Origin of the sequence: Streptomyces resistomycificus (assembly GCF_001514265.1) — a bacterium.
In the GTDB taxonomy this organism is placed as follows: Bacteria; Actinomycetota; Actinomycetes; order Streptomycetales; family Streptomycetaceae; genus Streptomyces; species Streptomyces resistomycificus.
Genome location: NZ_KQ949005.1, coordinates 63051 through 86092, shown reverse-complemented (window position 1 = coordinate 86092; position 23042 = coordinate 63051). Strand labels below are relative to the sequence as shown.

The window sequence follows — 23042 nt, the reverse complement described above, 5'->3', positions numbered from 1 at the left end:
GCACGCCTTCGCTCACGGCACGGCACGTCACGGACGCGGACGCTCGCCCCTCCTGTCGACCACCGTGCGCTCCAGGATCGCGGTCCGGCCGGTCACCTCCCCCTTCCTGAAGCCCCAGGGAAGGTCCTCGACGGCGACCTCGCGCTCGCCCAGGTAATCCTTGGTCCTCCTGTCGAAGATCAGCTCGTGGCGCACCCCGTCGTCGACGCGGGCCATCGCGACGCCGTGCCGGCCGGCCGCGTCCACCGCGTCGTCGATCACGAAGACACCGGAGATCTCGGCCGCTGCCCGGTAGAGGGCGGCGGCCTGCGCGGGCGGCATCAGGGACTCCCGGGCCAGGTCGCCGACGAGGACGAAGTTGGCCTCGTCCTTGCTGCTGCTGCCCTCGCTGACCTTGTTCAGCCACTCGAACATCCTGGCGGGGTCGGTCGGCAGGGTCTGGAGGTGGCGGTAGTTGGTGTTGGAGGGGTTTCCGGGGGTCTCCTTCTCCAGCGGTTCGCTCGGGGACCCGGCGTCGCCCTCCTGGAGCATGCCGTCCCGGCTGCCGTCGACCGACAGCCACACCTCGCGTCCGCGGATCGGTTCGAGCCTCGCGGGCTGGTCGTCGGACTGGACGCTCCAGCCGACCTTGCTCTTGATGTAGACGAACTGGTCGTCGCGGATGCCGGACGGCAGGTCCGTGTGCTCGGCGGCGAGCGCAATGTCCTCCCACAGCGCGGCGACCTCCGAGGCGGCCGGCCGGGACCGCTCGGACGGCCCGGACGGCACGGCGAACGTGACGACGACGGCGGAGACGGCCGCCACGGCCCCCGCGGCCAGGGCGGGACGCAGCCAGGGGCGGCGCGCGGACGTCTTCGGGGGTTCGTGCCGGATCTCGGTCATCAGATGCTCCTTGAGGAGTCGGTGACGGCCCGGCGGAAGGTCTCTCTCGGGAAGCTCGGGAAGCTGGTTCATCGGTTTCGCTCCCTCAGGGGCCCGACCGCGGTGCCGCGGTCACCACTCGTCTGTCCGCGCGCCGCGGGTGGTTCCAGATGTTTCGCGAGTTTCGTCCTCGCCCGTGAGAGCCGTGACCGTACGGTCCCCACCGGCACCCCCAGTGCCTCGGCGGCGGCCCGGTAGTCCAGCCCGGACCACACGCAGAGCGCCAGCACCTCCCGCTCGCCCCGCCGCAGCTTCGCCAGCGCGGTCCGTACGACGGTCAGCCGGGCGGCGTCGTCGAGGCGCCCGGCGACCTCGTCGGCGAAGTCGCGCACCGCCTCGTCGCGGGGCAGGCGGGCGACGGCGGCACTGTGTCTTCGGGCGGCGCGGCGGGTGTTGCGCGTGACGTTGGTGGCGATGCCCAGCAGCCAGGGGCGCAGCGAGCCGCCCTCCTCGTCGACCCTCTCCCTGAGCCGCCAGGCGTCGAGGAAGGTCAGCGAGACGACCTCCTCGGCGAGGGTCCACTCGCCGGTCAGCCGGTAGGCGTGGTTGTAGACGGAGCGTGCGTACGCGTCGAAGAGGTCGCCGAAGGCGTCGTGGTCCCCCGCGCGAATCCGTTTCCGCAGATTCGTATCCACGTTTCTTGTCTGTCCGTACACCGAAGGCCGGTTCCCGTGACGCAGGTCACAAGGAACCGGCCTTCGTGTGAGAGCCGGGCGGGAGGCGGCTACACGCCCGCGTATGAGTGCTTGCCGGAGACGAAGATGTTCACGCCGTAGTAGTTGAACAGCCAGCAGCCGAACGCGAGCAGCGCGAGGTAGGCGGCCTTGCGGCCCTTCCAGCCGGCCGTGGCCCGCGCGTGCAGGTAGCAGGCGTAGGCGACCCAGGTGATGAAGGACCAGGTCTCCTTGGGGTCCCAGCCCCAGTAGCGGCCCCAGGCGTCGCCCGCCCAGATCGCGCCCGCGATGATCGTGAACGTCCACAGCGGGAAGACGGCCGCGTTGACCCGGTAGGCGAACTTGTCGAGCGAGGCGGAGGCGGGCAGCCGGTCCAGCACCGAGTTCGCGAAGCGGCCGGGCGTGCCGCCGCTCGCGAGCTTGTTCTCGTAGGAGTCCTTGAAGAGGTACAGGATCGTGGCGACCGCGCCGACGTAGAACACCGCTCCGCAGAAGATCGCGGTGGAGACGTGGATGTACAGCCAGTACGAGTGCAGGGCGGGGACCAGCTGGTCACTGGCGGTGTACAGGACGGTGACGGCGAGACCGAGGTCGAGCAGGACCGTGGTGATCAGGAACAGCCCGAGCCAGCGCACGTTCTTCCGCAGCGCCAGCAGCGACAGGTACACGCCGACGGCCACCGTGGAGAAGGTGATGTTGAACTCGTACATGTTGCCCCACGGCGCCCGCTCCACCGAGAGCGCCCGGGTGAGCACACCGCCGAACTCGACCAGGAAGGCGAGCACCGTGAGCGAGATGGCGATACGCCCGTAGAGGTCGCCCTGCGCGTCCCCGCCGTGCGCCCCGGGCCCGTCCGGCACGTCCCGGGCACCGGCCGCCGACCGCACCACGACCTGCGGCCGCTCCAGTACGGCGGTCCCGCCGGCCTTGTTCACGGTGACCGCGGGGGCGGCCGCCGTCTTGCTCTCGGTCAGCGCGGCGGCCGTGCGGCCGACCTTGCTGCGGCTGCCGAGCAGCCACTCGGCGATGTAGGCGAAGAAGGCGAGGGTGTAGACGGCCATCGACGAGTAGATCAGCGTGTTGCTGATGTTCGCGAGGTTCTCGTTGGTGGCGGCGGCCAGATCGGTTGCGGCGGCGAGAGTCACTTCTCAGCCCCTTCGGCAGGTACGACTTGGGGGTCGGGGGTGGTGGGGGTGGCGTCGGAGGAGTCTTCGGGGTCCGGGGCGCCCGGTGCCCGGTCGTACAGGATTCCGGCGAGGTCGCCGAGTTCCTCGGGCACCTTGGCGGACTCGCTGCGGCCGAGGCCGGCCATCTCGACCACGGTGACGCCGTCGGCGCCCTTGACGGCTCGTACCCACACGCGGCGGCGCTGGATGAACAGGGAGCCGGCCAGGCCGAAGATCGCGGCGATCGCGCCGCCGAGCGCCCAGCCGCTGCCGGGCTGCCGGGTGATCTGGAAGTTCGCCCACTCCTTGGTGCCCTCGTAGGTCACCGAGCCGGCGCCGCCGGGGAGCTTCATGGTCTCGCCGGGCTTGAGGTTCTCCCGCAGCAGCTCGCCCTTGGCGTTCTTGAAGTCCTTGAGGTGGCTCTTGTCGAGCTGGTACACGCTCTGCGGGATGCCCGCGTCCACACCGAGGTCGCCGTGGTAGGCCTCGAGGTTCAGCACCGGGTTGAGCAGCGCCGGGAACTGCGAGACCACCGCGGAACCCTCGCCGCCGTAGCTCGGCAGGAAGAAGGCCTGGAAGCCGAGCTGTTCCTTGACGCCCTTGGCGTTGCGGTAGCCGTCCATGACCTTGATCGCGCCGGAGGAGGTGACGTTGGAGTCGAGCGGGAGGAGCGGCACGGCCTGGTTGTAGACCACGTCACCCTTGCCGTCGCGCACGGTGATGACGGGCGCGTAGCCGTGGGCGGTGAGGTAGACCTTCGAGTCGCCGATCTCCAGCGGCTCGTTGACCTTGATGACGGTCTTTCGGTCCTTGCCGTAGGCGCCGACGCTGTAGTCGACGGACGCCTGGTAGGTGCGCGGGGTGCCCTTGTTCGGGCCGCTCGTCTCGTACGTGCCCTTGAAGTCCTCCAGGTTGAAGCTGAAGGGGTCCAGGTCGTCCTGGCTGAAGAGGTTGCCGGACTTGAAGTCGTCGTACTGCGTGATGGTGTTGGAGAACCCGTCGCCCTCGACGACCAGCTTGTTGCCCTCCATCTTGAAGAGCTGACCCCAGGCGAAGGCGATCAGCATCACGATCAGGGCGATGTGGAAGGCGAGGTTGCCGACCTCCCGCAGATAGCCCTTCTCGGCGGCGACGTTGTCCCCGGCGAGGTGGGCACGGAAGCGGCGCTTTCGCAGCAGGGCGAGCGCGGCCTCGCGGACCTGCTCGGGCTCGGCCTCGGTGCGCCACGTGGTGTAGGCGGGCAGCCGGGTCAGGCGCCGGGGCGCGCCCGGCGGGCGGCCGCGCAGCTGGCCCACGAACTGCCAGGTGCGGGGCACGATGCAGCCGATGAGGGAGACGAACAGCAGGATGTAGATCGCGGAGAACCACACCGAGCTGTAGACGTGGAAGAGGCCGAGCTTGTCGTAGACGTCCCCGAGGGTGGGGTGGGCGTCACGGAAGTCGGCGACCTTCGTCTCGTCGGTCCCGGACTGCGGGATCAGCGAGCCGGGGATCGCGCCGAGCGACAGCAGCAGAAGCAGCAGCAGCGCGACCCGCATGGAGGTGAGCTGCCGCCAGAACCAGCGGATCCAGCCGACGACGCCCAGGGAGGGCAGGTTGGGCGGCTCCTCCGCGGGCGCGGTGGACAGCTGGGAGCCGGCCGCGCCGAGGTCCTGGTCGTCCCCGGTCGCCTCGGAGGGTGTGCCGGTCGTCGTCTTGCTCATCGGTCAGATCCCCACAGTGAAGCCGTTGGACCAGTTCTGCATCTCGGAGACGATGTGGTCCCACGCGCCGGTCAGCAGCAGCAGACCGGTCACGATCATCATGGTGCCGCCGAGGCGCATCACCCACACGTAGTGGCGCTTGACCCAGTCGAAGGCGCCGAGCGCCTTGCGGAAGGCGACCGCGGCGAGCACGAACGGTACGCCCAGACCCAGGCAGTACGCGACCGTCAGTATGGCCCCGCGGCCCGCGCTCGCCTCGCTGAAGGAGAGCGCCTGTACGGAGGCGAGGGTGGGGCCGATGCAGGGCGCCCAGCCGATGCCGAAGAGGGCGCCGAGGAGAGGGGCGCCGATCAGGCCGGCGGTCGGCCTGCGGTGGAAGCGGAACTCGCGCTGGGTGAGCCAGGGCATCAGGCCCATGAAGAAGGCGCCCATGAGGATCATGAGCGCGCCGAGCACCTTGGTGAGGATGCTCTTCTCCTCCTGCAGCGTCTCCCCGAAGTACCCGAACAGGGCTCCGCCGGAGACGAACACCACGGTGAAGCCGAGCACGAACAGCGAGGCGCCGGCCACCATCCGCCCGCGCCTGGCCTCGGCCAGGTCGGTGCCGGTGATCCCGGTGACATAGGAGAGGTAGCCGGGCACGAGGGGCAGGACGCACGGCGAGAAGAAGGAGACGAGTCCGCCGAGCAGGGCGATGGGCAGCGCGATGGGCAGGGCGCCGCTGAACACGGTCTCGTTGCGGCCCGTCGCCTCGGCGAGGGTCAGGAGCGCGCTCACGTCACTTCTCCGCGAGGACGGGCTTGAACATGCTGAGCAGGTTCTCCTCGCCGAGGGCCTGCAGGGCCCGGGCGGCGATCTTCCCGTCCTTGTCGATGACGAGCGTGGAGGGGATCAGCTGCGGGTTGAGCGTGCCCTTCTTGAAGCGGAGCATCAGCTTGCCCGTCGGGTCGTACAGGCTCGGGTAGGTGATCTGGAAGTCCTTCTCGAAGGCGACCGCGAGAGAGGTGCTGGCGTCCCGGGTGTTGATGCCGACGAACTGGACGCCCTTGCCGTCGTACTCCTTGGAGACCTTGGCGAAGTACTTGGCCTCCGCGCGGCACGGACCGCACCAGGAGCCCCAGATGTTCACGACGACGACCTGGCCCTTGTAGTCGGCGACGTCGAGGGTCTTGCCGTCGATGGTCTTGCCGGAGAGGTCGGGGGCGTCGGTCCGCTCGCCCTGCTTGACGGTGTCGATGCCGTTGTTGCCGGTCACGAAGTTGGTGTTGCCGCCTCCGCCGGACACGCCGCCCGAACCGCACGCGGACAGGGTCAGCGCGGCAGCCGCGGCGACGGCGGCGAGCAGGACGGCACGGCTACGGGTGCGACTACGGCTGGCGGCACTCATGTGAAAAGTTTCGCATGCCCGTTCCGGGGATCTTGCGCACCCCCCTTGCGGGCGGAAAACCGCATTTCAGGCGGCGTTCGAGGAGGTTCCCGAGGGGGTCGAGGCGGTGTCCTTCAGGAACTCCTTCCAGCCACCGGCCGGCTGCGTTCCGACGTCGAGGGTGCGCAGCTTGGCGAGCACCTCCGGCTTCTGCACGTCCAGCCAGTCGACGAACTGCCGGAAGGAGACCATGCGCACGTCCTCGCCCTTCTCCTTCTCCCGCGCGATGTGCTTCAGGGCCTCCTCGACGGCGTCCATGTAGATGCCGCCGTTCCACTGCTCGAAGTGGTTGCCGACGAAGAAGGGGGCCCGGTTCGTCTCGTACGCCCGCTTGAATCCCTCGATGTAGGCGCCGGCGGACTGCTCACGCCAGGCCGGGTAGTTGTGGGAGGGCGCGTTGGTGGAGTTGACGGACTGGTTGGCGAGCATGTTGTAGTCCATCGAGAGGACCTCGAACCGACGGCCGGGGAAAGGTATCGCCTGCAGCGGCAGGTCCCATATGCCCTGCCGCTTCTGCGGCCAGACCTGACGACCGCCGGGCGAGGAGGCGTCGTAGCGCCAGCCGAGGTCGCGGGCGGTGGGCAGCAGGTTGTCCTGGCCGAGCAGGCAGGGGGTGCGGCCGCCGACGAGTTCCTTGTCGTAGTCGAAGGGCAGGGCCGGCAGGTCGGTCCACCCCGTGTTGGTCCGCCACTCCTTGACGAAGGACTTGGCCTGGTCGATCTCGCTGCGCCACTGCCGGGGCGTCCAGTTGCCGACGGTGCCGGTGCCGCCGCAGAAGTGGCCGTTGAAGTGGGTGCCTATCTCGTGGCCCTCCAACCACGCGCGGCGCACGTTGGTGAGCGTCGCCTTGACGTGCTCGTCGGTGAGGTAGCCGATGTCGGAGGCGCCGCGCGGGTTGTTCGGCGGGTCGTAGAGACGCTTCTTCGACTCGGGCAGCAGATACAGCCCGGAGAGGAAGAAGGTCATGCCCGCCTCGTGCTCCTTGGCGAGGTCCAGGAAGCGCGGGAAGAGGCCGTTGCCGACCTCACCCGCCCCGTCCCAGGAGAAGATCACGAACTGCGGCGGGGTCTGCCCCGGCTCCAACGGCTCGGGCTTCGCGGGCTGGTGGGGCTGCTTTCCGGTGAACGAGGTGGAGCCGTCACCGAGGGGGCTGGCGGTGGGCTTCGGGCTTCCCGTCCGGCCCTTCCCGGAACCTCCGGCATGGCTCGACCCGTCCGAGGACGTGAGGGAGCCGCAGCCCGCCAGTCCGACGGTGGCCGCGGCGCCCGCGCCGAGTCCGAGTGCTCCCCTGCGGGTGAGAGTGCGCATTGCATCCCCGTTCGTCACGTTCTCTGGTGGTCACCCAGTCAGAGGTGGTGACGAACGGGGAGGTTGCGCCGATACTTCCGGATTCCGTAACAGAGGCGCACAGAAAGGGCTTACGCCCCGCGCCTCTCCCGTACGGCCCGTCAGGCCCCGAAGGCCTTGCCCTTCCCCTTCACCGGCTTGGCACCGGCGAGGAGATGGGCCGGGACCAGATCGCGGGCCGGCTCGCTGTAGCCGACGGAGACGATCTTGTCGCCCTGGTACGTGAAGGTCGTCAGGGACGCGAGCGTGCACTGCCGCTGGCGCGGGTCGTGCCACAGCCTCCGCTTCTCGACGTACGACCGCACGATCCAGATCGGCAGCTGGTGGCTGACGAGCACGGCCTCGTGCCCCCGCGCCTGGTCCTTCGCCGCGTTCAGCGCGCCCATCATGCGGATGACCTGGTCGACGTACGGCTCACCCCAGGACGGCCTGAACGGGTTGACCAGGTGCTTCCAGTTCTCCGGTCGGCGCAGCGCCCCGTCGCCGACCCCGAAGGTCTTGCCCTGGAAGACGTTCTCGGCCTCGATCAGCCGTTCGTCGGTGGCGATGTCCAGGCCGTGCGCCTTGGCGATCGGCGTAGCGGTCTCCTGCGCCCGCTCCAGCGGGGAGGCGACGACGTGCGTCACGTCCCGCGGGGCGAGGTGCTCGGCGACCCGGTCGGCCATCTGCCGGCCGAGCTCGGAGAGGTGGTAGCCGGCGAGACGGCCGTAGAGGACGCCGTCCGGGTTGGCGACCTCGCCGTGCCGCATGAGGTGGACGACGGTGATGTCCTTGGTCTGGTCGGCGCTGCTCATGTTCCGGTGGCCTCCGCAGCCGCTCGGGCCGCCGCCGGGAGGGCGTCGGCGATCCGCTGGACGGCCTGCTCGTCGTGGGCCGTGGACACGAACCAGGACTCGAAGGAGGACGGCGGCAGGTAGACGCCGTTCGCCAGCAGGGAGTGGAAGAACGCGGTGTAGCGGTACGACTCCTGCGCCCTGGCGTCCTCGTAGTTGCGGACCGGCCGGTCCGTGAAGAAGACGGAGAACATGTTGGAGGCGTTCTGCACGGTGTGCGCGACGCCCTCCTTGGCGAGGGAGTCGGAGACCAGCGCCTGGATCCGCGCCGACACGTCGTCGACCTTGGCGTAGGCCGCGTCGTCCAGGAGCCGCAGCTGGGCGAGCCCGGCGGCGGTGGCGATCGGGTTACCGGAGAGGGTGCCGGCCTGGTAGACCGGACCGGCCGGCGCGAGGTGCGCCATGACGTCGGCGCGACCGCCGAAGGCCGCGGCCGGGAACCCGCCGCCCATCACCTTGCCGAAGGTCATCAGGTCGGGCTCGACCCCGTCGACGCCGTACCAGCCGCTGCGGCTGGTACGGAAGCCGGTCATGACCTCGTCGGAGATGTAGAGCGCGCCGTTTAGCGCGCACGCGTCCTTCAGTCCCTGGTTGAAGCCGGGCATCGGCGGGACGACGCCCATGTTGCCCGGGGAGGCCTCGGTGATCACACAGGCGATCTCGCCGGGGTGGGCCCGGAAGGCGGCCTGCACGGCCTCGAGGTCGTTGTAGGGCAGGACGATGGTGTCGCCGGCCTGGGCGCCGGTGACGCCGGGGGTGTCCGGGAGGGCGAAGGTCGCCACGCCGCTGCCGGCCGCGGCGAGCAGCGAGTCGACGTGACCGTGGTAACACCCGGCGAACTTGATCACCTTGGTGCGCTGCGTGAACCCGCGGGCGAGCCGGATGGCCGACATGGTGGCCTCGGTCCCGCTGGACACCAGCCGCACCTGCTCCAGCGGCCCGATCCGGTCGACCATCTCCTCGGCGAGCGCGACCTCGCCCTCACCGGGCGTACCGAAGGAGGTGCCGCGCGAGACGGCGTCCTGCACGGCGGCGATGACCTCGGGGTGCGCGTGCCCGAGGATCATGGGTCCCCAGGAACAGACAAGATCGACGTACTCCCGCCCGTCGGCGTCGGTCAGGTAGGGACCGGTGCCGGACACCATGAACCGGGGCGTACCGCCCACGGCGCGGAAGGCGCGCACCGGGGAGTTCACGCCGCCGGGCGTGACGGCGGACGCACGGTCGAACAGGGCCTGCGAGACAGGCGCCTCGTATGAATAGGGCAATTCGCTCATGTCCTGCGACTTCTCCGACCTTCTCCGACTGCTCGGACTCCGGTTTTGCCAGTGACCTCCTCAGGGTAGGCCAGGGGGCACCGACGGCAGCGGGCCCCGCTGGCGGGCGGCGGCAGGGCGGCGGCCGGCGCGGTACCGACCCGGCGACCAGTCGCCACTCCCCCGTGATCTGCGAGACTGGGACCTGATACACACAGCTCACGGGAACCATGGTGGGAAACACCTTGTTCAGGAGCTGCGCAGATCCCGCGGACAGGTGTTTCAACGCACGTTTCGGCGGGCGGCCGTGGGGGAGGTCACTGACACGATGATCGGGTTGCGCGGCGGGGGCCACGCGTCCTAGAAAAGCAGTCGGGTGGAGATATGCATCGCGGTGGCGGACTGGGCGAGGGGACTGACGACCTGGGTCCTCGACGTGCCCGGCGGGGAAGGCACCGGCGCGAGGCGGAGGAAGCCACCGAGGCTCGTCAGACTCATGGCGTACCGAGTGAGACAGAGCCGGACGACCGACGTATCGAACGTCGGATCGATCGGTTGAGGGCGGGGAGCAGGAATGGTGGTCGGGTGGGGGTGACGTACAAGTACTTCGGCGCGCCCGACGGCGCGACGGCGGCCCGTGTCCCGATCTCGATGCGCCCCGAGGAACTCGGCGGCGACGAGCTCGGCATGAACGGCATGTTCACGAAGATCAAGCCGGAGACCATGGCGGCCATGGTCCTCACCGGCATAGAGGGCGTCCCCCTCCACAAGGTCCCGCCCCTGGAACTCGTCGTCCTCCACCCCGACTACGCGGTCGTGAAGCTCCCGATGACGGTCGTCGACCCCCTTCGCGGCATAGGCGAGGAGGCGGTGGGCGCGGCGGCGTTCATCTGGTCGACGGTGCCGGACCGGGGCGGGCCGCGGGACGCGTTCAACGTGTACCAACTGCTGCACGAGTGGCAGGACTTCAGCCACCGACTGCATGAGGCGGGGCATCAGCCGTACTGCCTTGTGTGGCCCTGACCTGGGGTTTCTTGAGATTGCTGTAGTGGAGCGGAACCCATGGAAGTTGGGGATGGCGAAGCGGGCGGCCGAGCCCGCGCGTCCGAGACTGGGCCCTATAGACGCTAGGTACGGGTAACGGGGGACGCGTTCGGACGGGCTTGCCCGGCTCCCAGAGGTGCTCGCGCCGCACAGAGGGAGTGCGCCCCACCCGCTGTGCGGGCTCCTACGCGGGCGTCGGATGTACGAGGCGGCCGTGGTGGATGAGTGAGGCGGCCTGTTTCAGGCGGCGGACGCGGATGCTGACCTCGTAGGCGTCGATGCCGTCGATGGCAGCGACGCGGGTGGTGAGGTAGCGGTAGAAGTCCTCGGCGTCGCGGCAGATGACGCTGACCATCAGGTTGTGCCGGCCGCTGATGGCGCCGGCGAAGGCAACCTCGGCGTGCCGGGCGAGTTCCTCGCCGGCCTGTCTGAGGCGGGCGGGGGCGACGCGCAGCCAGAGGGTGGCGTTGAGGGTGTGGCCCAGGCGCTCGGGCAGCAGTTCCACGTCGTAGAAGAGCGTGCCGGAAGTCTCCAGGGCTTCCAGGCGACGAGCGACGCGCGCGTTGGACCAGCCGGTGAGCTCGGCGATCCGGGTGTGGGTGGTGCGGCCGTCCTCAGCGAGGGCGTCCAGCAGCGGGGTGTCCTCGTCCGTAGAGGGCCGCGGCGGCCCCGCGGGGGTGGGTGGCCGGTCACCGGTGAGCTGCCGTACCTGGTCGGGGTTGAGGCCGGCGCCGTAGCCGGTCCATTCACTGGTGCCGGTCTCGCCGAAGGGGTGCAGGAGCAGGTCGATGCTGACGTCGAGGACGGAGGCCGAGCGGGGCAGCTGGCGCAGCAGGACGTCGTCGCGCTGAGCCTCGACGGGGGAGCGGATCATGCAGATGATCTCCGAGCCACCGGAGGCGAGGTTGGCGTAGGCGATGTCCGGCCGCTTGGCCAGGGAGTCCGCCAGGGGGCCGACCCGATCGGGACGGGAACGGATGCGGGCCACCCAATGGGCCTGCCCGTACACCGCAGGGTTGACCAGGCCGATCACCCGCATCACCCCGCTGCGGCGCAGGGCGTGGTAGCGGCGGGCGGCGGTCTGCTCCGACACTCCCGTCACCTCGCCGATGCGCCGGAACGGGGCGCGGGGCGCGCATTGGAGTGCGTGGAGGATTTTCCTGTCCACATCGTCGTTCACGGGGAGAGTCTGCCACCCAGTGCGACCAGAGTAGAGGTTTTTGTTCGTCTCGGGCTGCAAAGTTCATGGTCGGAGGCGGCGAGGCGGATGCTGGGGCGTGTCCTTAAAGAAAGGACGTGACTCCCATGAGCACGCGGTTGGTACCGGCGGTGGTCTGCCTCGGCACGTTCGTCCTGCTGATGCACCTGACCACGGCGGGTGTGGGGCGACCCCACCAGGCGGCGTCGCGCACCGGTGCCTCCCGCATCCAGCGGGTTGTCGGTGACGTGGCTCCGGTGCCGGCGGCTGTGCTAGTGGGCGTCTGCGGGTCGGCTGCCCGGCGGGGTGTCGCTGCCGCTCCCTGACCGGCCCGGAGCGCCCTCCTCGCATCCCCCCGGGCGCTCCGGGCCATGAAGCGGCGCTGTGCCGACGAGCCGACCGCATCACGACACACGAGCAGCGCCTGATCATCAGAGAGGCATCCGTCCCCGTGCACTTCACAGTCGACGCCTTCCGCTCGACACCCCCGTTCGACATCCTCGCCAAGCTCTTCGGGCAGCCGGAGCACACCGACTGGCTCGACGAGAGCCTGTCGTGGAAGCAGACCTGCTACATCGGTGACTGGTCGTTCCTGCCGCAGACCCGCTTCCGCGGCCCCGACGTGCTCAAGTTGTTCTCGGGGATCTCGGTCAACTCCTTCCGGAGGTTCCCGGCGGGCGCCTCCAAGCACGTCGTGCAGACCAACACGCACGGCCATGTCATGAGCGAGGGCATCCTGACCCGGCTGGACGAGGAGGACTACGTTTTCCACGGGCCGGGCGGCGACTGGGCCCGGTACAACCTGGAGCACGGCGACTTCAAGGCCACCGCCGAGGACGAGGACTGGTTCGTGTACCAGGTCTCCGGCCCCGCCTCGATCCCGCTGCTGCTGGATCTGACCGGCGACGAGCGACTGCTGGACACCCCGTACATGCACGCGGTGCCCACCACCCTCGCCGGGCACCGCGTCTGGGCGCTGCGGCAGGGCATGGCCGGCGAGGTCGGGTTCGAGGTGCAGGGCCCGCGCGAGATCGGCGGCGCCGTGTACGACGCGGTCATTCAGGCCGGGCGGAAGTACGGCATCCGCCGCCTGGGCAACCGGGCCGCGCCCGTCAACCACCTGGAGAACTCGGTTCCCACCCGGAACCTGGACTACCTGCCCGCCCTGTACGAGCCCGAGGAGGCGGACTTCCTTGCCCACCTGCTCAGCTCGCCCTGGCACATCCCGCGGGCGTTCATCGCCGGCAGCTTCCAGGGCGAGTCGCTGCGCGACTACTACCGTGGCCCGGTCGAGCTCGGCTGGACCAGGCAGATCAGCTTCGACCACACCTTCCTCGGCGATGCCGTCCTCAAGGAGCGGCTCGCCAAGCCCGCGCGGGTGCTGCGCACCCTGGTGTGGAACAGCGACGACGTCCTTGACGTGCACCGCTCGCTGTACGGTGACGGCCCGCACCACACCTTCATGGACATGCCCCGCGACCTGCGCGGTCACCTGTGGATGGACCGAGTGGAGCGCGACGGCATCCTCGCCGGCACGGCCACCTCGCGCGGCTACAGCTACTACTTCCGCAAGATGCTCTCCCTGGCCGTGCTGAACGTCGCCGACGCCGAGATCGGCACGCAGGTCGACGTCGTCTGGGGTAATCCCGGCGACCCGGTCAAGCGCATCCGGGCCACCGTCGCCAAGGCCCCCTTCAAACGCGTCCGTTCGCGCGCCGAGCTCCACGCTCACCTGGCCGCGTACCGGGCCGAGTCCGGACCGGCCGCGTAAGCCGCGAAGAACCCCACCCACCGACGCCTGCGGGACGCCATGGGCAACATCCCGCGGGTCAGGGCTGCCCGCACCCGGCACGGCAGCCCCGTGCACCACCCCCTGCCAACCGACCGCGGCACACCACGCCGCACGGGAGAAAGCGGAATTTCCGTGAACGCCACCACAACGGCGATCAGGCCGACCGACCGGCGGGCGGCCACCATCGTCATGGCCTGCCTCGGCGTGTTCGTCGCCTACCTGCCGATCACCACGGTCGCCGTCAGTCTGCCCGCGATCCAGCGGGCACTGCACACCTCGACCGCCCAACTCTCCTGGGTCCAGGACGCGTTCGTCCTGCCCATGGCCGCGTTCATCATGACCGCCGGCGTCTTCGGTGACGTCCACGGCCGCAAGAAGGTCTTCCAGGCGGGCCTGTTCTGCTGTGCCGCCGGGGCGGCGGTCGCCCTGTGTGCGCAGAACATCCAGATGCTGTGGGCCGGGCAGGCCCTGGCCGGTCTGGGCTCGGCCGCGTTGCTGCCCACCACGCTGGCGCTGATCAGCCACGCGGTGCCCGACTTCCGCGAGCGCGGGAAGTTCATCGGCATGTGGGCCATGGCCATGCTCGCGGCCCTGGCCGTCGGCCCGGTCATCGCCGGCGTCATCCTCGACCGCTTCTCCTGGCGCTGGATCTACCTGCTGTCCATCCCCCTCGCGCTGGTCGCGATGGCCGTCGCCGCCCCGCTGCTGACCGACTCGCGCGCCCCGCACGGACGCAAGCTCGACTGGCCCGGCCAGATCACCGCGGCCGTCGCCGTCACCGCCCTGGTCTACGGCGTGATCGAGGGCGGCGCCGACTCCTTCACCGCCTCCAAGGTGATCGCCGCCCTGGCGCTGGGCATCGTCGCGCTGATCGCGTTCGTCGTGGCGGAGAAGCGCAGCGACAGCCCGATGCTGGACCTGGCGGTGTTCCGCAGCGCGGCCTTCACCGCCACCGCCCTGGTCGCCCTGATCACCTTCCTCGGGCTGATCGGCTTCTTCTTCGTCCTCAGCCTGTACTTCGGCATGGTGCAGCAGCTCGGCACGCTGGAGGCGGGCGCGCGGCTGCTGCTGGTCCCGGTGGCCGCGATCGTGGCCGGAGCCCCGGCCGGACGGCTCATGCACCGCGTCCCGACCCGCTGGATGATCAGCGTCGGTCTGCTCCTGATCGCCGGGTCCCTGCTGGCCATGACCAACCTCGACACCGACACCTCCTACGGCTCGATCGCCTGGCGACTGATCGTGCTGGGCGTCGGCCTGGGCCTGGTCACCACGCCGATGACGGCCACCGCCGTCGCCGCCGTGCCGCACCATCTGGCGGGCATGGCCTCGGCCGCCAACAACGCCTTCCGCCAGGTCGGCGGCGCGCTCGGCCCGGCCGTCCTCGGCGCCCTGCTGTCCACCCGCGCCGTGGACTCCCTGCCCGGCCATCTCTCCGACGCCGGTGTGACCGGCACCCAGGCCCACACCATCGTCGCCACGGCGAAGGAGGGCGGCCTGGGCGCGGTCGCCGGGATGAACCTCGGCTCCACGGCCAACCAGGTCTACGGCGCCCTGGGCGACTCCCTCCTCGACGGCATGCGCCTGTGCCTCATCGTGGCCGCCATCCTGGCCCTGATAGCCGCGGTTTGTGCGGTCGTCCTGCTGCGCCGTCCCAAGCAGCAGACCAGCACCGGCGCGGCGCGGACCGCCGACGCGACACAGCACGGCGACCCGGACGCCTCCGCCGAGAACGCCCAGGCGGCTGGCACCGCCCAGCCCTTGGGGCCCCGCCGCAGCTGACCGGGCGGCAAGGGGAGGGGCATCGCACGCGCCGGTCACTCGAGTCGCGTACGGTGCTCCTCGTCTGCGGTGGGTCCGGCAGCCACGTGCCGGCAGAGCCCGAGGGCAGGACGATGCACATCACCAAGCAGTTGACGGGATACGCAGGATCAGCGTCTCCGGCGCCGCCCGCGCCGTCCCCTCCTGGCTGCTGAAACGGATCCAGCCATGAGTCCGGCCGGTCGACCGCGAGCCTTGCAGAACAGCGCCACACGCCACGGTCAAGTACCACCCGGCAAGGATTCGATCCCACTCCTAAAGCGGGTGTCGCAGGCGGATCCTCCACCGAGGCCCTTGAGGAAGGCCAGCGCCGGAGGCTTCGGCGTCTCCGCCGGGTCAGCTCAGCGGCTCCGGCTCCCGAGACCAGCGCACGAGTGAGCGCCCAGGGCACATCCAGGGCACATGAGTTTGGGAAACAGCGCCGACCCGCGAGAACTACCGAGAGCCGTTTCCGCAGGTCAGCCCACATATCACCAAGAAACCCCAGGTCAGCACCCCGCCTCTCCCAATCGCTGCACGAGTGGCAGGACTGCTCGCATCGGTTGCATGAGGCCGGGCATCAGCCGTATTGCCTGGTGTGGCCCTGACCTGGGGTTTCTTGCGGATCGGGCGGGCTCTTCGGGCCTCGCCCTTTTTGGTGCCTGAGAGGGCCTCAGGCGGCCGGGGCCCACGGCCGGATCGCGTCGGTCTCGGCACCGGCGGGGCTGGTCGTCGAGGAACCTCCGAGGTCACGGGGCTGAGGATCACTCCGGCTGACCGAAGCCACGACCGGTCAGCCGAGCCCCGACTCATCCACATGCCTGCCGTCCTCGGCGCGCGGATGACGACGCCCCTAGGATGAGGCCGATGAACAGCCCCGAGCAGCTCCTCGCGCCGCCGCCCGCGCGGTCGTGGCGGGCGCTGCTCGTGCTCGGGCTGTGGGCCGGGCTGTTGGCCATGCACGGCCTGGCTCCCGGTGGCGTGGTGCACGAACACGCCGGGCCACTGCATGGGACGGCGCAGGTCGAGGTCCAGGACGACTGCGGCCATGGCGGAGGCTGCGGCGGCGGCCACCTCGCACACGCCGACGCGACCTGTGCGGCGGCCGCGGTCAGTGGTGCGCCCACCCTGCCCGCTCTCGTTCCCGACCCGGTGGCCGCGACCGTTCGCGCGGGCTTCGTCCGCTCGTACGCCGTCGCCGCCCCGGACAGCGCACGCGCGCCGCCCTCCCTGGCGGAACTCCAGCTCCTGCGGATCTAGACACCACGCGGCACCGCGTCCCCGGCACGACGACGCGGTGCGCCTCGGCACGTCCGGATCCTTGTTCGCACAGCACAGCAGGAGTAACAGCATGCGCAACACCCGTACCCTGACCCACCGCGCCGTCCTCGCGGCCGCGTCCGTCACCGCCGCGCTCGTCCTCGCCGCCTGCGGCGACGGCGGCGACGACAGCGGCAGCGGGCACGCGGGCGGCCACCCCTCCGCGTCGTCGCCGACGCGTTCCGCCGCCTCGACCGGCGCGCACAACGCCCAGGACGTCTCCTTCGCGCAGGGCATGATCCCGCACCACCGGCAGGCCCTGGAGATGGCCGCACTCGCGGCCGGGCGGGCGTCCTCCCCCGAGGTGAAGGACCTCGCCGCACGCATCGAGAAGGCGCAGGACCCGGAGATCAGGACCATGAGCGGCTGGCTGACGTCCTGGGGCGAGGACGTCCCGGCGTCGTCCGACGGCTCGGCCGAGTCGATGCCCGGCATGGACCACTCGGGACGGTCCGGGGCGCACAAGATGCCCGGGATGATGGACGGCTCGGACATGGAGAAGCTGGAGAAGGCCTCCGGCGGTGACTTCGACACCCTGTTCCTGACCATGATGATCGAGCACCACGAGGGTGCGGTGGACATGGCCGGCACCGAGAAGGACAAGGGCCGGTACGGTCCCGCCACGTCCATGGCCGACGACATCGTCACCGCGCAGACCGCCGAGATCACCGAGATGAACAAGCTCCTCGACAAGAGCTGACGGAGTTGGCGGGGGCCGCCCACGCGGAGAGACGTACGGCCGACGTGGGCGGGCCCCCTCCAGAGGTCGGCTGAGGATGCCGTCGAGTTCCCGGCCCGCCACCGCGGTCGAGGCAATCGAAGCGGCCGACGGAGCACCGGCGCGCGCCCGGCACCCAACGCGCCTCCGCCCGCACTCAGCGCGCGCGTCCGTGCGGGTTCCGCCGGGTATCCCCCGGACAGTCCCCCGCGACCGCCGGTCGCCCACACGCCGGCGCGCCGCGGGCCCACACCCACGGAGGTGGAACACCTTGACCGACACCAGCGGGCTGGAACCCGTCGCCACGTTCTGCGGCGACTGCGACTGCGGCTGCCCCCAGCTCTTCGTCGACCCCAGCGCCCCGGCCGACCAACGGATCATCCTGACCGACGACTTCGGCCAGCGCGTCCGGATGAGCCTCGACCAGTTCACCCACCTGCTCGACGACGCCAAGGCAGGCAGGCTGGACGGCATCGCCCTGCCCTGACCCTCCACCGGGGGCGGCCGGGGTGCCGAGGTCGGGCAGCGGCGGATTCCGGGCAATCCACCGGCACGCTCGGCCTCGCCGGTCTATGGTGATCACCGCTTTCGGTGGATCTTGACCAATCCGCCGTCGCGCACGTCACTCACAGCGACGGGGACGCCGTCGCTCACCGGGGGAGCACTTCTTCATGCCGCAGAAACGGCCATACAGACACGCCCAGTCCACTTCGCGAGCCGCGGCACGGGGGTGCCGGTAGTCGTGGAAGGGATACGTCACGGCGGCCGCATCGCGAGCCGTCCCCTCACCGTCGCCCTGGCCCTCGTCGGAGTCGTCGCGGGAGTCCTGGTCGGCCGACCGGGTCTGGCCACGGTGGTCGGCTGCGGGATCGGCGACGACGACCACCCGTCCCAGACCGCGGAGGACTGGGTCACCCACGCCGACCATGTCGTCGTCGCCACCCCGACGGCGGAGCGGGACACCAACGGCCGTGATGTCGCGCAGGGGGTGTTCCGGTACGAGACCGACCGCATGGTCACGTTCCGCACGGACGACCTCCTCTGGTCCTCCGACAGGCCCGCCCGCTCCATGGGCAAGGAGTTCGACATGGTGGCCCCCGGCTGGCGGGTGTACCGGGAGAGCGGCAACCGCATCAAGCGGACCGCGCCGAACGCCCCTCGCCTGGAGACCGGCCACACCTACCTGCTCGCGCTCCGCTGGAGCGACGACGGGTGGATCGTCCTCGGGGAGGGCGCAGCCGTCCCGTTCGACGACCGGACCGGCGACCAGGGGGAATGGTGCGGACGGGTCCTGAGCAAGGAGGACGTCGCCCGAGGCGAGCGCTTCTCCCGCAAGGACGACCAGAGTCTCGAGAAGGCCGTCCTCGGCCAGGACGAACAGGCCATCACCCGGGCACTGGACCGCGCGGACGGCTAGAACAACGCCGCAGGCTTGGCGTCTGGTGGGCGGGAAGCCCGGTGGGCGGGAAGCCCGGTGGGGGCAGGCGGTCCGGGGGCAGGCGGTCCGGGGGGACGGCCTGTCCCGGCTGTCCGCGCGGTTGCGGATCCCGGAAGCTAGGACACCGTCGCCGGTACGTCCGCCGCGCTGACGCACTCGTTTTTCTGCCGGATCGGCCTGACCGCGTGGCTGAGTTCCACCAGGACGTCGTCGATCGCGGTGACCCGGTCGGAGACGGTGAGTTCGACGGCCGGGTTGCGGCCGTAGGTGATGAGGACCTTCTCGCCGTCGCGGGAGCGCGCTTCGCGCCAGACCCAGTCGACGTCGTCGACGGTCAGACAGTGGTCGACCGTCGGGGCGGGCGGGCGCAGGCCGCAGCGCAGGACGACCGATCCGTCGCCCCAGACGGCGACGCCGGGGAGGGTGACGTCGTCGCGGCGTTGTCCGCCGACGCCGTCCGGGGAGTCCTTCGCGACGCGGGCGCACTCCGGGGCGTCGCCCCGTGGTGCCGCCTCCAGCCCGAAGGTGGGTGAGTTCAGCTCGGTGACGACCAGGGCGGTACCCGTCAGCAGTCCGACGGCCGCGGCCAGGACGACGGCGGTGCGCGCCCGGCCGGAGCGGCGCAACAACGACAGCCTCATCGGCTCTCCCCCGTGAGAACGATCGAGGAGAGGGGGCGACCTCTCCGGACCTGACCGTAGCTGGCCCTCCCGGCATGCGGGCTGCCGCCCCCAGCCATCCGGCGTTCACCTGCCCACACAGCATGACGGGAGGACGCCGTTCAGGACGGGCTGCCGGCCGGTCGCCAGGGGCAGCGCCTTCTACGACCTCACCGACCTGGAGCGCTGCTTCGGACGCACGGCCTCGTAGAGCACGCGTTCACCAGGCTCGCTCTCGCCAGGCTCGCGTTCACCATGCTCGCGTTCACCACCGCACACGGAGAAACCCCGCCTCCGTCGACCGCACCGAAAGAAAAGAGCCAAGGAGACGGCTGTCACAGGACCGTCAAGTGTCACGCCCGGAGTGTGCGGTTAACTTTTGAAGATGATGGCGTGCTGATGGCCACACTTCGGGGGAGTCGTGACGGAACGGGGCGAGCGGGTGGACGAGCTGGACGGGGGGCCGGTGCGGCAGGAGGACATCGAGGTGTACGCCTCGCTGCTGCCCCTGCTGCCGGGACCGATCGACGAGGCGGCGGCGCCGGACGCGGAAGCGGTACGGCGGCTCGTGGCGAGCGGGCTGCTGCACCGCAGCGGCGACACGTACATGGCGGTGAATCCCGGCCATGTGTGCAGCCGGCGCGCTTCCGCGATCCTCGAAGAGGCCCAGGAGGTGATCAGTCGGCTGATGCGCAGCCAGGAGAGGCTGGCTCCGGCGGTGGAGGCCTACCGCCGGCACCGGGACTCCGGCGGGTACGAGGTGCACTCGGGCCTCGCGCACATCAACGCCGCCATCGAGATCGCCACCCGGGAGTGCCACGAGGAGATACTGACCTCGCAGCCGGGCGGTCCGCGCTCCCCGGAGGTGCTCGCCGACTCGCTGCCGCCGACGCTCGCGATGCTGGGCCGCGGCGCGCGGATGAAGACGATCTACCAGCACAACGCGCGGACCAGCGCCGCCACCCGGGACTTCGTGCGCACCATCGAGGAGCACGGCGCCGAAGTGCGCACGCTGGACGAGAACTTCGACCGGCTGATCATCTTCGACCGCAAGGTCGCCTTCATCCCGAGCACCGCCGACCGCACGGTGGCCGTCGAGGTGCGCATCCCTGCGGTCGTCGCCTTCCTCGCGGTCGCCTTCGAACGGTCCTGGATCCGTGCCGTGCCCTTCACCCCGCCCGGCCGGGACAAGGTGACCGCCCAGATCACCGACGAACTGGAACTGGCCATCCTGCGGCACGTGGTGGCCGGCGACAAGGACGCGGTGACCGCCCAGCAGCTCGGGATCAGCGTCCGGCGCTGCCAGGAGTACATCGCCCGCCTCTCGTCCCGGTTCGGCAGCCGCAGCCGCGCGCAGCTGGGGTACCTCATCGCCAAGTCGGGTGTGCTGGACGGGGATGCCGAGCAGCGCCCGGGGGACGCCGGGCGGCCCGCGGTGAAGGCGGCGGCCGGGAAGGTGCGGCGGTCGGATCCGGTGCCGTGTCCGGTTCAGCTCTCCTCCCTCCCGTCGCTGCCGTCGGTCCCCGCGCTGTCCGGCGCGGAGTGACGCGAGCGGCCCGGCCGGCGGGCGGACAGCGCGTACGCCGTGACCACGCCCAGCCCCAGGACCAGGCACCCGGCCCACAGCGTGTCCCCGCCGTACCGCTCGCGCACGGTCATGCCCAGCGGGGCGCCCAGCACCAGGCCGAGGTTCCAGACGAACTGGTAGGCGCCCTGGTAGGAGCCCGCGCCGCCCTCGGGCGCGTGCCGCACCAGGAACGCCGAGGCCTGCGGCACCAGCAGGATCTCGCCGAGGGTCCACACGGTGAGCGCGAGAGCGTACGACCACGCGCTCCCGGCGACCGCGTTGGCACCGAAACCGACGGCCACCAGCAGACCGGCCAGGACGAACTGGGTGTCCATGCCGAGCCGTTCGGCCGACCGTGACACGAACGGCTGGAGGACGATGATCAGCAGGCCGTTGAGGGAGACGACCAGACCGTAGGTGTGCGGAGCGAGGCCGTGGGCTGCCATGTCCAGGGGCAGCGTGGACTGCTTCTGGAGGTAGATCAGGGCCAGGCAGAAGGACAGGAACAGGAAACGGGCCACCGGGCCGGAGCGGAAGGGGGCGAGCAGACCGCGCGCGGGGGAACGCCCCCCGGCGGGCCCGCCCTTGCCGGACGGGCCGGACGGGCCGGATGGGCCGGGCAGCCGTGTCGCCACGGCGCCGTAGGCCACGGCGGTCGCGATGTTGAGGGCGATCAGCCACAGCGGATCCCACTCCAGCAGGACGCCGGAGACCGCGGGCGAGACCGCCGCGCCGATGTTGGACGCCCAGTAGAGCAGGCCGAACGCCCGCACGTGGCCGGCCTCGGGCAGCTCGCGGGAGACCACGACCGCCCCGGCCGGCTTGTGCAGCGTGGAAGCGCAGCCCGACAGCAGGACCACGCAGGCCAGCACCGTGACGCGCTGCGTGCAGACCAGGGTGACGGAGGCGGCCAGGGACACCGCCTGCGAGAACAGCACGGCCCTCCGCGGCCCCACCCGGTCGGCCAGCGCCCCGCCCACCAGCGAACCCGCCACCGACCCGGCGCCCCAGAGGCCGACCAGCACACCGATGGTGCCGGTCGCCACCCCCGTCTCCGCGGCCAGGAACAGGGAGAGGAACGCCGGGACGAGGATGCCGAGCCGGTTGAGCAGCGTCCCGGCGAACAGCAGCCAGAACACCGGCGGCAGCGGACGCCGTTCGCCCTTGGATCGCCGGCCGTCCTCGGACCGCCGGCCGTTTCCGGATGGTCGACTGTTTCCGGATCGCCGGCCGTTTCCGGATGGCCGCGCGGACGGGCCGTGCAGGGCCGTCATGCCGATTCCAGCTCCTGCCACTCGGCCAGGCCCTGCAGCGCGAAGATGTCCTTCACGGAGGCGATTCGGTCCTCGAGTTCGGTGGTGGCGCCCTGGTCGACGATCGTGGAGAAGGTCTCGCGCAGGGCGCGGATGGTGGCGCGCAGTCCCTGGTTGGCGTAGATGACCGTGGAGACCCCGGCCTTGACGGCGTCGTCGATGTGCCAGTCGGGGTAGGTGGTCGGGACGACCACGACCGGCGCCCGGTCCTGCCACTCGGCGAGGAAGGCCAGCACCTGCTCGTTGGTGGGCTTCTTGGAGTGCACGAGGACCCCGTCGGCGCCCGCGTCGACGTACGCGTGGCAGCGTTCCAGGGCCACCTCCACGCCGAGGCCGTCGATCAGCGCCTCGGTGCGGGCGATGACGAAGAAGTCCTCGGTGCGCTGGGCCTGCTTGGCGACCCGCAGCTTGGAGGCGAACGTGTCGGTGTCGAGGAGGGTGTGGGAGGTCGCGACGAAGCTGTTCATCTTGGGGAATTGCTTGTCCTCGATGGCGACGGCGGTGATCCCGGCGGCCTCGTACTCGCGGACCATGTGGGCCACGTTGAGGTTGTTGCCGTAGCCGGTGTCGACGTCGGCGACGACCGGGATGCCGAGGGCCTTCTGGGTGTTGGCGGCCGCTTCGAGGTACTCGGTCATGGTCAGCACGCTGGCGTCGGGCAGGCAGCGGGCGGCGGACACCTCCAGGCTGGACGCCCACACGGCGTCGAACCCGGCGGCCTCGGCGAGCCGGCCGCCCAGCGCGTCGTGCGCGCCGGCGACCCGCACCGCGCTCCCGGCGGCACGCCGTGCGGCGAGGACGGAACGGAAGCTCGGGTGGAGAGCGGACTTGAGCATGGCGGTGCTCCTCGGTGGTGGGGTGGGAAACCTT

Annotated in this window: 22 protein-coding genes; 9 read left to right on the top strand and 13 right to left on the bottom strand. The window is 70.6% G+C overall.

Annotated features, from left to right (window positions below; translation table 11 throughout):
- Positions 1-27 precede the first annotated feature (27 nt).
- The 9 genes from AQJ84_RS37060 to hemL all read right to left on the bottom strand — a co-directional run bounded on the left by AQJ84_RS37060 (position 28) and on the right by hemL (position 9347).
- Complete coding sequence (locus tag AQJ84_RS37060) at positions 28-954, bottom strand: CU044_5270 family protein (RefSeq protein ID WP_030038735.1); 927 nt, start codon at positions 952-954, stop codon at positions 28-30.
- Positions 951-1556 (bottom strand): RNA polymerase sigma factor, encoded by a 606-nt coding sequence (locus tag AQJ84_RS37055; protein ID WP_051869620.1) that lies wholly within the window; start codon positions 1554-1556, stop codon positions 951-953. The genes AQJ84_RS37060 and AQJ84_RS37055 overlap by 4 nt, the downstream gene beginning before the upstream one ends.
- A gap of 89 nt (positions 1557-1645) precedes the next feature.
- On the bottom strand, positions 1646-2740 hold the full coding sequence (ccsB, locus tag AQJ84_RS37050; protein WP_053193728.1) for a c-type cytochrome biogenesis protein CcsB: 1095 nt from the start codon (positions 2738-2740) through the stop codon (positions 1646-1648).
- Positions 2737-4464 (bottom strand): cytochrome c biogenesis protein ResB, encoded by a 1728-nt coding sequence (resB, locus tag AQJ84_RS37045; RefSeq protein WP_030038731.1) that lies wholly within the window; start codon positions 4462-4464, stop codon positions 2737-2739. Before resB ends, ccsB begins: the two co-directional genes overlap by 4 nt.
- 3 nt (positions 4465-4467) lie before the next feature.
- Positions 4468-5241, bottom strand: a complete 774-nt coding sequence (locus AQJ84_RS37040; RefSeq protein WP_030038730.1) for a cytochrome c biogenesis CcdA family protein — start codon at positions 5239-5241, stop codon at positions 4468-4470.
- 1 nt (position 5242) lies between these two features.
- Positions 5243-5851 (bottom strand): TlpA family protein disulfide reductase, encoded by a 609-nt coding sequence (locus tag AQJ84_RS37035; RefSeq protein ID WP_053193731.1) that lies wholly within the window; start codon positions 5849-5851, stop codon positions 5243-5245.
- 66 nt (positions 5852-5917) lie between these two features.
- Complete coding sequence (locus AQJ84_RS37030) at positions 5918-7198, bottom strand: polysaccharide deacetylase family protein (RefSeq protein ID WP_053193734.1); 1281 nt, start codon at positions 7196-7198, stop codon at positions 5918-5920.
- Between the two features lie 140 nt (positions 7199-7338).
- Positions 7339-8031, bottom strand: a complete 693-nt coding sequence (locus AQJ84_RS37025) for a histidine phosphatase family protein (RefSeq protein ID WP_030038726.1) — start codon at positions 8029-8031, stop codon at positions 7339-7341.
- The gene (gene hemL / locus AQJ84_RS37020) at positions 8028-9347 is read right to left on the bottom strand and encodes a glutamate-1-semialdehyde 2,1-aminomutase (protein WP_053193736.1); all 1320 of its coding nucleotides are present in this window, start codon (positions 9345-9347) and stop codon (positions 8028-8030) included. The genes AQJ84_RS37025 and hemL overlap by 4 nt, the downstream gene beginning before the upstream one ends.
- A 564-nt stretch (positions 9348-9911) precedes the next feature.
- Here hemL and AQJ84_RS37015 point away from each other — a divergent pair.
- A complete protein-coding gene (locus AQJ84_RS37015; protein WP_003974483.1) occupies positions 9912-10349 on the top strand; it encodes a hypothetical protein in 438 nt (145 codons plus the stop codon).
- A 205-nt stretch (positions 10350-10554) separates the two neighbouring features.
- Here the strand turns inward: AQJ84_RS37015 and AQJ84_RS37010 are convergent, their stop codons facing one another.
- Entirely contained in the window at positions 10555-11550 is a 996-nt protein-coding gene (locus tag AQJ84_RS37010) for an Lrp/AsnC family transcriptional regulator (protein ID WP_030038723.1), read from the bottom strand.
- A 125-nt stretch (positions 11551-11675) separates the two neighbouring features.
- On the opposite strand from AQJ84_RS37010, the gene AQJ84_RS37005 reads away from it, so the two are divergent.
- The 7 genes from AQJ84_RS37005 (at position 11676) to AQJ84_RS36975 (ending at position 18612) form a co-directional block, all read left to right on the top strand.
- The gene (locus tag AQJ84_RS37005) at positions 11676-11894 is read left to right on the top strand and encodes a hypothetical protein (RefSeq protein ID WP_030038722.1); all 219 of its coding nucleotides are present in this window, start codon (positions 11676-11678) and stop codon (positions 11892-11894) included.
- A gap of 125 nt (positions 11895-12019) precedes the next feature.
- Positions 12020-13339 carry an aminomethyltransferase family protein gene (locus AQJ84_RS37000; protein WP_078631640.1) on the top strand — a complete coding sequence of 440 codons (1320 nt, stop codon included), beginning with the start codon at positions 12020-12022 and terminating at the stop codon, positions 13337-13339.
- Positions 13340-13492: 153 nt separating this feature from the next.
- Positions 13493-15139 carry an MFS transporter gene (locus AQJ84_RS36995; protein WP_374935447.1) on the top strand — a complete coding sequence of 549 codons (1647 nt, stop codon included), beginning with the start codon at positions 13493-13495 and terminating at the stop codon, positions 15137-15139.
- Between the two features lie 885 nt (positions 15140-16024).
- Positions 16025-16417, top strand: a complete 393-nt coding sequence (locus tag AQJ84_RS36990) for a DUF6153 family protein (protein ID WP_030038719.1) — start codon at positions 16025-16027, stop codon at positions 16415-16417.
- A gap of 91 nt (positions 16418-16508) precedes the next feature.
- Complete coding sequence (locus AQJ84_RS36985; RefSeq protein ID WP_053193739.1) at positions 16509-17177, top strand: DUF305 domain-containing protein; 669 nt, start codon at positions 16509-16511, stop codon at positions 17175-17177.
- Between the two features lie 289 nt (positions 17178-17466).
- Complete coding sequence (locus AQJ84_RS36980; RefSeq protein ID WP_030038717.1) at positions 17467-17682, top strand: hypothetical protein; 216 nt, start codon at positions 17467-17469, stop codon at positions 17680-17682.
- A 255-nt stretch (positions 17683-17937) separates the two neighbouring features.
- Positions 17938-18612 (top strand): hypothetical protein, encoded by a 675-nt coding sequence (locus AQJ84_RS36975; RefSeq protein WP_030038716.1) that lies wholly within the window; start codon positions 17938-17940, stop codon positions 18610-18612.
- A gap of 137 nt (positions 18613-18749) precedes the next feature.
- Here AQJ84_RS36975 and AQJ84_RS36970 read toward each other — a convergent pair whose 3' ends face one another.
- Positions 18750-19274 carry a DUF3515 family protein gene (locus AQJ84_RS36970; RefSeq protein ID WP_037802380.1) on the bottom strand — a complete coding sequence of 175 codons (525 nt, stop codon included), beginning with the start codon at positions 19272-19274 and terminating at the stop codon, positions 18750-18752.
- Positions 19275-19713: 439 nt separating this feature from the next.
- Between AQJ84_RS36970 and AQJ84_RS36965 the strand changes: the two genes are divergently transcribed.
- Positions 19714-20838 (top strand): hypothetical protein, encoded by a 1125-nt coding sequence (locus AQJ84_RS36965; RefSeq protein ID WP_053193743.1) that lies wholly within the window; start codon positions 19714-19716, stop codon positions 20836-20838.
- On the opposite strand, the gene AQJ84_RS36960 is transcribed toward AQJ84_RS36965, so the two are convergent.
- Complete coding sequence (locus AQJ84_RS36960; protein WP_053193746.1) at positions 20781-21998, bottom strand: MFS transporter; 1218 nt, start codon at positions 21996-21998, stop codon at positions 20781-20783. The genes AQJ84_RS36965 and AQJ84_RS36960 overlap by 58 nt on opposite strands.
- 131 nt (positions 21999-22129) lie before the next feature.
- On the bottom strand, positions 22130-23008 hold the full coding sequence (locus AQJ84_RS36955) for an isocitrate lyase/phosphoenolpyruvate mutase family protein (protein WP_030038712.1): 879 nt from the start codon (positions 23006-23008) through the stop codon (positions 22130-22132).
- Positions 23009-23042 lie beyond the last annotated feature (34 nt).